General features: G+C 45.0%; 7 protein-coding genes. 5 read left to right on the top strand and 2 right to left on the bottom strand.

Features of this window, described 5'->3' with window-relative positions; translation table 11 throughout:
• Window positions 1-44: 44 nt before the first annotated feature.
• The 3 genes from prfC to AM228_RS01335 all read left to right on the top strand — a co-directional run bounded on the left by prfC (window position 45) and on the right by AM228_RS01335 (window position 6,144).
• The gene (prfC, locus tag AM228_RS01345) at window positions 45-1,673 is read left to right on the top strand and encodes a peptide chain release factor 3 (protein WP_054464311.1); all 1,629 of its coding nucleotides are present in this window, start codon (window positions 45-47) and stop codon (window positions 1,671-1,673) included.
• A gap of 102 nt (window positions 1,674-1,775) precedes the next feature.
• Entirely contained in the window at window positions 1,776-4,418 is a 2,643-nt protein-coding gene (locus AM228_RS01340; RefSeq protein WP_054464310.1) for a M48 family metalloprotease, read from the top strand.
• 1,249 nt (window positions 4,419-5,667) lie between these two features.
• Window positions 5,668-6,144 carry an RNA-binding protein gene (locus AM228_RS01335; RefSeq protein WP_054464309.1) on the top strand — a complete coding sequence of 159 codons (477 nt, stop codon included), beginning with the start codon at window positions 5,668-5,670 and terminating at the stop codon, window positions 6,142-6,144.
• A gap of 313 nt (window positions 6,145-6,457) precedes the next feature.
• Here AM228_RS01335 and crtB read toward each other — a convergent pair whose 3' ends face one another.
• Window positions 6,458-7,387: a 15-cis-phytoene synthase CrtB gene (gene crtB / locus AM228_RS01330; protein WP_054464308.1), complete on the bottom strand. Its 930-nt coding sequence runs from the start codon at window positions 7,385-7,387 to the stop codon at window positions 6,458-6,460.
• Between the two features lie 150 nt (window positions 7,388-7,537).
• Complete coding sequence (gene pds / locus AM228_RS01325) at window positions 7,538-8,992, bottom strand: 15-cis-phytoene desaturase (RefSeq protein WP_054464307.1); 1,455 nt, start codon at window positions 8,990-8,992, stop codon at window positions 7,538-7,540.
• Between the two features lie 840 nt (window positions 8,993-9,832).
• Here pds and AM228_RS01320 point away from each other — a divergent pair.
• Window positions 9,833-10,198: a PleD family two-component system response regulator gene (locus AM228_RS01320; RefSeq protein WP_054464306.1), complete on the top strand. Its 366-nt coding sequence runs from the start codon at window positions 9,833-9,835 to the stop codon at window positions 10,196-10,198.
• A gap of 1,079 nt (window positions 10,199-11,277) precedes the next feature.
• The coding region (gene dnaK, locus AM228_RS01315; RefSeq protein ID WP_082348697.1) for a molecular chaperone DnaK at window positions 11,278-13,311 on the top strand (2,034 nt) is incomplete at its 3' end.

Genomic DNA, 13,311 nt, shown 5'->3' with positions numbered 1-13,311 from the left:
ACAATTTGAATAGCGTAATGCTCCATGTCCAGCTAGGTATCCGCATGACCCAAGAACTGATTACAGAAATAGCACAAGAAGTAGAAAGACGCCGCAACTTTGCCATTATTTCCCACCCCGACGCCGGTAAAACGACTCTAACGGAAAAGCTGTTGCTTTACGGAGGGGCAATTAATGAAGCGGGAGCCGTGAAAGCGAAACGCGCCCAGCGGCAAGCTACCTCAGACTGGATGGCAATGGAGCAGCAACGGGGAATTTCCATTACCTCCACAGTTTTGCAGTTTGAATATCAAAACTATTATATAAATCTGCTGGATACTCCCGGTCACCAAGATTTTAGTGAAGATACTTACCGGACTTTGGCCGCTGCGGATAATGCGGTGATGCTGGAAGATGCCGCTAAAGGGTTGGAACCCCAGACCCGGAAACTGTTTGAAGTCTGTCGGATGCGAGAAATTCCCATTTTCACTTTTATGAATAAGCTGGATCGACCGACTAGGGAACCTCTGGAACTCCTGGACGAAATTGAGAAAGAACTGGGGATTAGTACCTATCCCGTAAACTGGCCAATTGGCATGGGCGATCGCTTCAAAGGAGTGTACGATCGCCTGCGTCGGCAGATTCACTTATTTGAACGCACCGCCCACGGCAGCAAAAAAGCCCAGGATACCGTAATCAACCTCGGCGATCCGCGCATTGAAGACCTCTTAGAACAAGAACTGTATTATCAACTGAAAGAAGAACTGGAAATTCTCGAAGAACTCGGAGCAGAACTGGATCTGCAAGCGGTTCATGCGGGCAAAATGACTCCGGTATTCTTTGGCAGTGCTGTAACCAATTTTGGGGTGAAGCTCTTTTTAGATAATTTTCTAGAATATGCCCTGAAACCAACGGTACGTCGGAGTAGTCTTGGGGACGTTCCCCCCACTCACCCGAACTTTACCGGCTTTGTCTTTAAGCTGCAAGCTAATATGGATCCCAAACACCGCGATCGCGTGGCCTTCGTGCGGGTCTGTACCGGCAAATTTGAAAAAGACATGACTGTCAGCCATGCTCGCACCGGCAAAAGCATTCGGTTATCTCGTCCCCAGAAACTCTTTGCCCAAGACCGAGAATCCATCGAAGTCGCTTATGCGGGGGATGCCATTGGTCTGAACAATCCGGGAATGTTTGCCATTGGGGACACTATATATATTGGAGAAAAATTGGAATACGAAGGGATCCCCTGTTTCTCTCCCGAACTCTTTGCCTATTTAAAAAATCCCAACCCTTCCAAGTTCAAGCAATTCCGCAAAGGGGTTTCAGAATTACGGGAAGAAGGCGCCGTACAAATTATGTATTCTACGGACGAATCCAAACGGGATCCCATTTTGGCAGCAGTGGGTCAGCTACAGTTTGAAGTGGTACAGTTTCGGCTGGAAAATGAATATGGGGTCGAAACCAGAATCGAAATGTTGCCCTTTACCGTAGCCCGTTGGGTAGCGGATGGTTGGGAAGCCTTAAATAAAGTAGGCCGTTTGTTTAACACTGTTACGGTCAAAGACAGTTGGGGGCGTCCCGTGCTACTGTTTAAAAATGAATGGAATTTACATCAAGTTCAAGGCGACCATCCAGAATTAAAACTGAATGCCACAGCCCCAGTGGTGGCAGGTCAAGAACCAGAATCTTTGTAAGTTGACAATTGATAATTGATAATTGATAATTAAGATAATTGATGATTTCTTAATTAACAATTGTTAATTATCAATTGTTAATTATTCTGAAACTTAATTATCATGGGCAACTCTAATCTAGAGATTGGTTTGGCAGCCTTAAAACAAGGAGATTACCAAACCGCGATCGCCACTTTAGAAAATATCTGTGAAACAGAACTGCACGAGTCCACAAGATTACGGGCACAGATCGCTTTGGTGCAAGCTTATCAGCAGATAGGCGATCGCTATCAAGCTTGCCAACTTTGTCAAACCCTGATTCACACCCAATCGACAACCAATGCCCCAGCGAAAAAATGGGCAATGGCCAAGTTACGGGAATTAAGCCCATCTCAGGATGTCGTAGCGGCATCCCCCCCGCCACCCAATTCAGGAAACAAGAATCCGGGCTTAATCAATGATCCCACAGGTTTTATGCCTTTTGAGAGTCCGGCAAATAGTCCGGCAAATAACCCAGTCAACCCGTCACCCACCGCAGACCCGACAGGTTTTGTCCCCTTATCTCCGGCGCCAGTAACCCCTAAACCTCCTCAACCCAGCAACCTACCCAGACCGGCAAATTCGGGAAAATTAACTAAATCTCAACCCACCACAGAAAATCAGCCCCCTAAAAACCCTGGGTCTGGGGTCAAGCGACCTCCCAAACCGCCAGCGCCGCCAAAATCTCCTTTACTCAAGGGGCAAGGATTATCGAATGGGGTAAGACCGGCCAAACCGCCCCTACCGCCAAAGATGAATATGCCCCCAAATTCTGTCTCGGTTGTGGCGCCCCCACCGCCCCCTGCACGACCGGCGGCACCAATTCCCCAGCAACCCAGATTTATGCAAAACGGATCGGATTCGCCGACTGCGGATCCGAGTCCGACCCAGAGTCTGACCCAGACCCAGCCCCCAGCCCCCAGCCCTGAAATTACTTGGCGGCAAGCAGGACGGGCAAAAAATTGGCGCAAAATGAAGCCAGTGAAGCAAGGGCAACTGTTTCTAGTGCAAGTCACCACGGCGATCGCTCTATTTTGGCTCATGGTCCAATTCGTCGAGTTTTCTTTCTTACTAATAAATGATGTTTTATTAAAAATGCCCTTGCTTTCGCCAGTGCAATGGTTTTATCAAGACCAGACTTGGACAGTTTTGCTCGGTCTAATCGGGTTATTCATGGCATCTCCCTGGTTGATGGATTTACTGCTGGAAAAGTGCTACGGTCTGCAACCGTTGTCCTGGAAAACTTTAAGCGATCGCAGTCCCGAAGCCTCCAAATTACTGCTCCAGTTTTCCCGTGAGCAAAATATTCCCCAATGCAAGCTGGGGCTATTACCCACCGATGCACCAATGGCCATCTCATTAGGTTGCTTACCCCGGTTTGCGCGAATCGTCGTCAGTCGGGGACTATTAGAAAAACTAGAACCGGATGAAATTGCCGCCATCTATGCCGGGGAATTAGGACATATTCTCAGTGGCACTTTACCCCTGATGTCCTTGGCCATGTTATTGTTACAGATTCCTTACAGTATTTATCTCCAAGTGGCTAAGGATGGTCAACCCTGGGAAAAAGTCTCCACCTCTCAAGGTCAGTTTATGACGGTCTGTGCCACCCTAATTTCTTCCGTTGCTTATGGGTTTTATTGGCTATTGCGTTGGCCAGTTTTATGGCTTTCCCGGTTGCGACTGTATCATAGCGATCGCGCAGCCGCCCAACTCACCGGCAACCCCAACGGCTTATCCAGAGCTTTATTAAAAATTGCCATCGGTATGGCAGAAAATATTCAAACGGTCGGAGAAACCAGTGGGTTATTAGAAGGATGGGAACTGCTGACCCCAGTGGGTGTCCGACAAGCGGTGACATTCGGCAGTTGTGCCGGTCGGACTTCTTGGGAAAATCTGCTCACATGGGAGCGGTCTAACCCTTGGCGCCCCTGGATGACCCTGAATAATTCTCATTTATTATTGGGCGATCGCCTCTATATTCTTTCGTTATATGCTAAGTTTTGGCAGCTAGAACCGGAGTTAGATTTTGTGGCTTCCCCCAAAGGAAAACTGGAAAAATCCGCAATTCAAAGGTTTATCCTCCAAGTAATCCCCTTTTTTGGCTTACCCTTGGGTTTGGCGATCGGCTTAGGTTTTTGGGCAATTGGTGGGATCGGTGGGATTTTGGGCATAGAGCAAGTCACCTGGCTATGGGGCGATCGGATAACTCTACTCAGTTGTCTGCCCATTGGCATCAGTATGGGAATCTTACTGCGGATTAATCAATTCTTTCCCGATCTACCCCCACCCACATCTTCTTTGCCTGAATTATCAGAACTACTGACTAATCCCACCAGCTTACCCATCGATAGTCAACCTATTTACCTAGAAGGGAAATTATTAGGGCGCTCTGGGATTAGCAATGCTTTAGCTCAAGATTTAATCTTGCAATCATCCGAGGGACTGATCAAATTGCACTGTTTCGCCAAATTAGGCCCATTTGCCTATCTTTGGCCGTTGCAAAATCGTCCCATTGACCTGGTGGGTTCTCAGGTAAAAATCACCGGCTGGTTTCGCCGAGGCGCCACCGTCTGGGTTGATGTGGAAAATATGGAAACGATCGCTGAAAGTCAACGCTCACGATTGTCTTTCCCAGGGGGACATCCGATTTGGTCTACGATTTTAGCCGCGATAGCCGCTATTTGGGGAGTTTATCTCAACCTGCAAGGGGGTGCGGTCTTCTAAGCATCATGGCCAGTTGTCCCTCAACTTCAAGCAAAAATACTAACTTTTTCCCAAACAGTGTTACAATTTTTAACAAAATTCCCCGCTGTGTCCCCCCATGCCTAAATCTAGGCTCGAAGAGTACAGATATCAAAGCTTTTGCAGCCAATTCAGGATCGCACCATTGATTATTAGCCTATGGGAAAACATCGATTAGAAGCCATAACCAGTCAAGACTGGCTGTTTACATATCCATCACAGATCCACAATTACAGGTTAAGTGTTTACCCACAATTAAAATGAGAAATTAACGAATCCGTTGGGTTTTTACGCCGATCCAGGATAAAATTTTTCCGCACCCAGGCAAAAAATATGCATCATCCCTAGAAAAATTCCCAAATAATGTGATAAGTTTAAACATGGTCAAATACTCGCCAAGTCCGCTGATTCACAAAATTATCCATCAACCATCATTCACCGCAAAGGTAAGATGTCGATTGGGAAAAAACCGGCTCATTACTCAGACAGATGAGTGGTCATCTCTGAGGCTAAGTGACTAAGCAACGTATAGCGACAGCCCCAGAACACAAAAATCCTGGGTTTCAGTGATTTATGATTAAACACCGAAAAAAAAATTCAAGGCTGCTTTTGTGATGGCTAAACATTCTTGTATCATTTTTTCAAACTGGATCAAAAATCGGAGAATATGCTTCTCTGGGTCTTAAGTGTGGTAATAATTACACGACTTCAGTTGAAAATATGAACAGCATTTGCCAAAAATGAGCGAAAAAGCTCAAAGGAAAAAATAGGCTCATTTCTGTTATAATTACAAAAGTCTATTGCCTCATAACAATAGATTTCTTTCACCAGCATCTATTGCAGTAATGAATAGGTTTATTAAAACCTGACTGCTAAAATTACTGGTATAAAATTACTGGTATGTGACCAAATCAGTGAATAGTTGTGAACCAACTCACTCCTATTCTTAATCCCGAATCTTGCCCTTTCACCAGCCGGGAATGCTCCAGAGTGAAGTCAAGCAAATCAAGCACAGAAATTTTGCGATCGTTTAATTTTCAATGTATTATTACAACCATAAAAATTCGCCACTTGCGAAAATTATCCCCCTTATGTTCTTATAGATAAGAGGGGTGCCTGTGTATGGGAAATTTTTACAAGAAAAAGGACTAAATTCACTGACTTACACCCAAGTAATGGTTAAAGTTTTTTCCCTAAATCAATCAAAATCCAAGCAAAGGAGATAACTTTTATGTCAATTCGTCTTTATGTTGGCAATTTGCCCAAGGAAATAGAACGCCAAGAGTTAGAGGCAGTTTTTGCAGATTGCGGCACCGCTGTCACCACTAAGGTCATTAAAGACCGCAAAACTGGTAAATGTCGCGGTTTTGGTTTTGTCACCGTGAAAAACGATGAAGAGGCCGATAAAATTATTGAACAATTTAACGGGCATATCTTTCAAGACAGTGCGCTGAAAATTGAGAAAGCATTACCGCGTGCCAAGAAAAAGAATGAAAGCGAAGCAGAAGAACAACCAGCGCCACGGGCTAATAAAGCACCGGCCAGTTCTTCTGCTTCTTCTTCTTCTCGTCGGGGCGGAAACAACAACAAGACTCGGCGAAATACTCAGACCACTCCTGAACCTGAAGCCATTCAGCCGGATCCCCGCTGGGCTGCTGACCTAGAAAAACTCAAAAAAATGTTAGCGGCTCAAGCCATGAATCCCTAATTTTTCTATCGGTCAAGATTCATCGGGGACAAGACCCGCGATCGCCACCAGAACTTTCCCATCACGAGGGTGATTTCTTCCAGGCAATAAGTAGCGCTTAATCAGCTAAGACTATTCAAAGACTTAGGTGATTAAGCGCTACTTTGGTGATGATGATAAAAACATCCTGAAACAGGAACCGTTTGCCGATTTGAGGGGTTTTTGTGGTTTTCTGTTGGCAACTCTTCTAAAGAGTTACCGGAAAAACCCGACCCTCTGATTTTCAAAAATGCGAGATAGATCAAACCATTTGTTTGTCAGCTTGTTTGTCAGCTTAGAGCGCTTGTGCTCTTAACCAAGCCACGGGTAAACAAGTAATTTTGCCTGGAGTAGGAACAAAGGCTCGCTTCCGAAAAACGTCATACTGATTCTTTTCAATCGCATCAAGAATCTTGCTATAAAGCATCGTCGCTGACCAAACAGGCCAACGAGCATCCCGACTTAGTGTACTAATCCCCTTTTCGGCTTCAACGTAGAACTTACGAGCTCGTTGAATTTGAAACCGCATCAATTCCCGCCAACGCTCATCAACTACACCATTCAATAAATCCTGCTCTGTGTAGTCAAATAAAGCTAACTCCTCCAGAGGCAGGTAGATGCGACCCCGACGAGCATCTTCTCCCACATCTCGCAGGATATTTGTGAGTTGATTGGCAATCCCAAGCGCGATCGCCCGTTCAGCGGGATTAGACAGTTCTTTGCTCCCAGACCAAGGCGCCGAGCGAGGCGAAGAATCCAACCCCATGACCGGCAGGGACATTAATCCCACTGTCCCGGCCACCCGGTAACAGTAGAGTTCCAAGTCTTCAAAAGTCTGGTAGCGACTGCGGGATAGATCCATACGCATCCCCGCAATCATATCCCGAAAGGGTTGAATCTCGATCTGAAAGCGTTCCAGAGTATCGACTAGGGCCACATCGGTATCTTCTACCGGATCACCAGCAAAGACAGATTCTAACTGGTGTTCCCATTGGTCAAGGGTTTCGGGGGTTGTTAATCGCGATCGAGGACCGTCCACCAGTTCATCAGTACGACGACACCAAGCGTATATGGCCCAAATGGCTCGGCGTTTCGACTCTGACATCAGTAAAGTACCCAGATAAAACGTTTTCGCGTAGGTCTGAGTAATTTGACGACAGAGTTCGTAGGCGTCCTCTCGGGCAGCCAGAGTTTTCATGCGAGGGCTTTGAGACAGTTGGAGCATTGATTGCAGGCTGGAAGGGTGAAGGCTATCAGCTATGAAAGAGACGCTTGATTATGGCGTCTCTATTTGTCCGTTGTCGATGATCCGTGATCAGTAGACTATTAACGCTTGACTTTTAACAGTACACAGTCAACGACCAACAATCAATATTTAACGATTGACCACTAAGGATTGACTATCGGATCCTGATGGGCGATCGTCATCAGCGGATCTAGGGTGGTTAACCTTCGGTTGCTGAACGCTGGAAATTGCCTGCGCTGTTAGCTTACCAGAAAGTACCGCCCCTTCCATACTGGCGAGGTAGCGTTGCATGGTGTAATCGCCGGTTAAATAGAAATTCGCAATCGGTGTCACCTGGGAAGGACGATGTGCTTGTCGTCCCGCCGTGGCTTTGTACACTGAACGGGGAGTTTTTACTACATGATATTTCAATAATTGCGCCCGTTTCTCTCCCCCAAAGTGATTTGGAAATAATTTTTCCAGTTCGGCGATCGTGGCATCAACAATTTCTTGATCGGATTTACTAATCCATTCTTTGGCTGGGGCTAAGACCAGTTCGAGCATCGATCGGTCTGGATTTTCATAGCCTCGGCAAGTGTTGCTCATATCCGCATAAACACTCAGTAGGGGTGATCGCGAAAATAATAAATGATCGATGTCCGTCAGTTTGCGGTCAAACCACAGATGCAGGTTGATTACCGGCACTCCTTCTAAACCATCAAGCTTTTGGAAAAACTCCATCCCCCGCCACGGTTCTGGCAGCATGGTTTTCAGTGGATCCACCGGCATAGCCGACACATACAGGTCAGCAGTCACCTGATAATCCGCTGCACCATTCAAGCCTCTAATCTCGAAGGCTCGCACTGTGCCATCGTCATTGAGTAAAAACTGCTTGATGGGTGCGTTTAAATGCACTTCCCCGCCCCGCTGGGTAATATAATCCACCAGAGGCTCACAAAGTCTTTCCGTGGGGGATCCGTCTAAAAATGCCATCTTAGAGCCATTTTTCTCTTGAAGAAAGCGATTGAGCGCTGTGAGGATGACCGTGGCGGAAATTTCATCTGGGTTGATAAAATTCAGTGCTTTGGACATGGCAATAAAGACTTCTGTCTCTACCCGGGGCGGCACGTTGTGTTTTTTCAACCATTCGGAGAAACTGTATTTGTCCATCTCTTCGACATATTTCTGTCCCTGAATCATCGCTGGAATCAGACCGATGCCAAAGCGAATTTTTTCCGGCCAGGTGAGCATATCGTTATTTTGGAGAATCGCCATGACCCCATTGAAGGGGGCTGGAATATCCGGAAAGTCAAACCGAGAGTAAGTTCCTGGCTTGTCCGGCTGGTTAAAAATCATGGTATGCTCTTTCCATTGCAGCCGGTCTTCAATGTTGAGCTCTTTAAATAGCTGCAACATATTCGGATAGGCTCCGAAGAAGATATGTAGACCAGTTTCATACCAGTCGCCATCAGAGTCCTTCCATGCCGCGACTTTGCCGCCTAATACGTCTCTTCGTTCCAGGACAATGGGGGTATGACCAGCGTCTGTGAGATATTTAGCGCAGGAAAGTCCTGCTAACCCTGCTCCCGCGATCGCAACTCGCATTTGATGGTACTGCCTTTTAAATTTTTTTAATTTTTCCGGTTTTTATTATATGTTACAATCCGTTACATTTTGCAGATTTTTTTAGGATTTTCCTCAAAAAATCTCAGACTCACGGAAAATCCACCGGAGTCAGACCCCTGAGAGACCAGATTCTCGCCCTTCTGTCACCGGATCCATGCCAAAAGATTCTCATCGGCGTTTGTTGCGGAAAGCCATTCTGATGGATGCCCCCGAATTCAGGGGGTGACTGATTTAGGATCCATCAATCCGGCATTTTTCTGGAGGCGATCACTTTCTGAAACCATCTGGACCCAAACGATGACCGTTTTTTTTTAATCACTGATACACTTTTAGTAATGAGATTTCCTAGGCCGGAGGTACGCTTGAATTATTTTAAGTATTGATTTTTTATAAAATTTGCTGATTTTATTTGATTTTTAAAATAAAAAATAGGAAAATGAATTAAGTAAGGCTAGGTTTAACATTGAGTCAGATTTATCATTTTTATAACTAATCTATTGCAATTAAAAGGAGAAAAGATCAAACAATGATTGCCCGAAAAACAATCAAAAATCAAATAAATAGTCATTGAGTAACAGAACCAAGAGCCAACCAAATTAAACGGCTGAAGCATAATCATGCTGAGAAATATGATAGCATTGAAAACCTGTATATCTGCTAATCATTGAGGAATGAAACCTAGGCATCTTGCTTACCAAAACTATAAAAATTTATAGCAATGATGGATCACTGGAGATGGAAATACTGATGCAGAAATCATAATACATTTTCTAGCCAATGTAAATTTTCCAAAACAAACAGTAAATTAAGGAGAAATAGATGAATACAATTCTGATTGTAGACGATAGTGCAACGGTACGCGAAATGGTATCAGAAATATTGAAAAAGAGTGGCCTCAATGTGATTGAGGCAATCAACGGCGACGAAGCTAAAAAAGAAATTCAAAAGCAAGTTCCAGATTTAGTTGTCACCGATATTGTGATGCCGGAAATGAATGGCTATGAACTGTGTCGGTGGATTAAAAATACTGCGGAATTTCAAAGTATTCCCGTGATTATGTGTACCAGTAAAGGTGAGGATTTTGATCGATATTGGGGTATGAAACAAGGAGCTGATGCCTATATTGCTAAACCATTTCGGCCTACAGAACTGCTGACCACTATAAAGCAATTGCTAAAAAAATAGTTTTTAAGGAGGCTGTTGTGGGTAATTATTAAATTGTTTAGGTAATTAGATGAAAATTCTATTACTCTGACAATGATATCAGTTAATTTTACCTTTAAAAATTGATCAAGATTCAAGAAATCAGGTTTACGATCAAAATCATGTTTGACCGTAAACCTCAAAAACTATTATATATATTATGGTTTGGTAATTTATCGTCGGTCATGGTTGTTTTTTACTAAACTAATATTTGACATACATAAATAAGCACAAACAAAATAGTAATTAAGCATTTATTTTTTGATATATATTGATGATTGGCAGCTATATGATCAGAATATAATATATTGGTTATTTAATTTTGATTGGTATTTGCTGCGCGAATATCCTTTGTGCTTTGTGCTTATCCTTGGCTGAGAATAAAAGAATAGGGAGGGATAGCCCCAATGAAAAGAATCTTGATTAAATCATAAGATATAATATTTATTATGATTTTTGCTGCTTCATAATAAATATTACATTTTTTACATAAGATAATAAGATAAGTTGAATTTTTTAAAGGATTTCGATTTAGGAGAAAATATATTGAGATGTTGAATCATATTGAGTCATAAGGAATGGCGCGTTGAGGTAGTAGAATCAATGTTTTAGTCTTTTAGTCGCTGAATGAATGGTGGAATCAATGGTGGAATGAAAGCGGTAAAGATGTTTCAAACAACATGGCTGCGGGGATTTTGGGTAATTCAGGGGTCTGATTGTCATCGGGATCCTAGAATTTCTATGGCCTGAGAGTGGGAATTACCCACCATGTTGGTTAAGTTTAGGTAGCGATCGCCGTACATCTGACCCCCCCTGCCCTCAAGAGTGACTTCTTGAAATAGATGACACTTCTACGGCAGGATACAATAATTATCAAATCAGCGTCTATAAAAAATCGATCGCGAGTCTTATGGATGCACAGAGCTTTCAGAATTCGCGGATCAGTTCAATGTCTAGGCGCTAAATGTAGCCAGACAAAAATAAAATTGATGTGCAACGCATTCTGACGATGCGATCGCGCTCCGAACGTTTAGGAAACAGTAAAAGGTAATTAGAACGACATGGGAAAGGTAGTCGGCATTGACTTGGGAACAACCAACTCAGTAGTGGCAGTGATGGAAGGCGGTAAGCCAGTGGTAATCGCAAATTCCGAGGGAATGCGGACGACCCCTTCCGTGGTTGCCTTTAGTAAAGACGGGGAGCGCCTGGTGGGACAGTTGGCCAGACGGCAAGCAGTTCTGAATCCCCAAAATACCTTTTATGGGTTCAAGCGCTTCATGGGTCGGAAGTACACAGAACTGTCTGGCGATTCTAAGCGAGTTCCTTATACGATTCGCCGCGATGAGCAAAATAATATTCGGATGAAATGTCCTCGATTGCAGCGGGACTTTGCCCCAGAGGAAATTTCGGCGATGGTGCTCAGAAAGTTGGCGGATGAAGCTAGTCGCTATTTGGGGGAACCCGTGACAGGGGCGGTGATTACGGTGCCCGCCTATTTTAATGATTCTCAACGTCAAGCGACCAGGGACGCGGGACGGATTGCCGGTCTAGAGGTTAAACGCATTCTGAATGAACCGACCGCAGCTTCTTTAGCTTATGGATTGGAGCGCAACGAGAGTCAGACGATTTTGGTGTTTGACCTGGGAGGCGGCACTTTTGATGTGTCGATTCTGGAAGTCGGGGATGGGGTGTTTGAGGTGAAATCTACCGCTGGGGATACTCAGTTGGGTGGGAATGATTTTGATAAAAAGATTGTCGATTGGTTGGCCGAAAAGTTTTTGGAGACAGAAGAGGTGGATTTGCGGCGCGATCGCCAAGCCCTGCAACGGCTGATGGAAGCGGCGGAGAAAGCGAAAATTGAACTCAGCGGGGTTCCTGTCACCGAGATTAATTTACCTTTTATTAGCGCTACCGCTGAAGGCCCCACACATTTAGAAACCCGATTAACCCGGGCAGAATTTGAAGGCTTATGTGGGGATTTAATTAATCGCTTACGTCGTCCGGTGAAACGAGCTCTGACCGATGCGGGTTTGAGTCCGATGCAAATTGATGAAGTGGTATTAGTCGGTGGTTCGACGCGAATTCCTTTGGTACAGCAGCTAGTCCGCAGCTTAATCGATCGCGAGCCGAATCAAAACGTTAACCCGGATGAAGTGGTCGCCGTCGGTGCGGCTATTCAAGCGGGAATTCTCGGCGGTGAAGTCAGAGATGTGTTGCTATTGGATGTGACTCCTTTATCTTTGGGGTTAGAAACCATTGGTGGGGTGATGAAAAAATTGATTCCCCGCAACACGACGATTCCCGTGCGCCGTTCTGATATCTTTTCCACGGCAGAAAATAATCAAACCCTGGTGGAGGTTCATATTTTACAGGGAGAACGGGAGATGGCGACAGACAATAAGTCTTTGGGTCGCTTTAAGTTAACCGGGATTCCCCCAGCCCCACGAGGGGTGCCACAAATTCAAGTGGCGTTTGATATTGATGCCAATGGAATTTTGCAGGTGAGCGCCCTGGACAGAATGACCGGGCGGGAGCAAAGTGTTGTGATTCAAGGGGCTTCCACTCTGAGTGAGGAAGAAGTCAATCGGATGATTCAGGATGCTTCGCTGTTTGCCCAAACTGACCGAGAACGCCGCGAACGAGTGGAAAAGCGCAATCGGATTGAAGGGTTAATCTTGAGTGCCCAACGGCAATTACGCGAAGCGACTCTGGATTATGGGATTCAATTTGTCAGTTCTTATCGACCCCGGATTGAGGCGTTGGTTCGCGAGTTACGCGAGAGTTTACAGCGCAATGATGAGCGCGGGATGGATTTGGCCCAGTCGGATTTACAAGATGCGATTTATGAGTTGAACCGAGAGGTTTATCAGCGATCGCGGGAGGAGGCAGAGGAGGATGATTTCTTCGGTTCTGTGCGGCGAGCATTTTCCGGGGATGAACTGGAACGCTCCCGGAAAAGGAACCCTTATGATGATTATGAAATCAACCCAGGTGGGTCAACTTACCGAGAATATTCTCGCAGTTCTTGGAATGAGTCTGGATCTTATTCTATTTCTAGCGATCGCTATGGAGGAGATCGCCCAATGGCAGATCGT

Source organism: Planktothricoides sp. SR001, from assembly GCF_001276715.1.
Classification (GTDB): domain Bacteria; phylum Cyanobacteriota; class Cyanobacteriia; order Cyanobacteriales; family Laspinemataceae; genus Planktothricoides; species Planktothricoides raciborskii.
Note: the sequence above shows the minus strand (reverse complement) of the source record. Positions and strands in the feature narration are given on the sequence as shown.

Excerpts from the sequence above, each read along its gene's own strand:
- prfC (WP_054464311.1), top strand. The coding sequence starts at position 45 with ATGACCCAAGAACTGATTACAGAAATAGCACAAGAAGTAGAAAGACGC.
- AM228_RS01340 (WP_054464310.1), top strand. The coding sequence starts at position 1,776 with ATGGGCAACTCTAATCTAGAGATTGGTTTGGCAGCCTTAAAACAAGGA.
- AM228_RS01335 (WP_054464309.1), top strand. The coding sequence starts at position 5,668 with ATGTCAATTCGTCTTTATGTTGGCAATTTGCCCAAGGAAATAGAACGC.
- crtB (WP_054464308.1), bottom strand. The coding sequence starts at position 7,387 with ATGCTCCAACTGTCTCAAAGCCCTCGCATGAAAACTCTGGCTGCCCGA.
- pds (WP_054464307.1), bottom strand. The coding sequence starts at position 8,992 with ATGCGAGTTGCGATCGCGGGAGCAGGGTTAGCAGGACTTTCCTGCGCT.
- AM228_RS01320 (WP_054464306.1), top strand. The coding sequence starts at position 9,833 with ATGAATACAATTCTGATTGTAGACGATAGTGCAACGGTACGCGAAATG.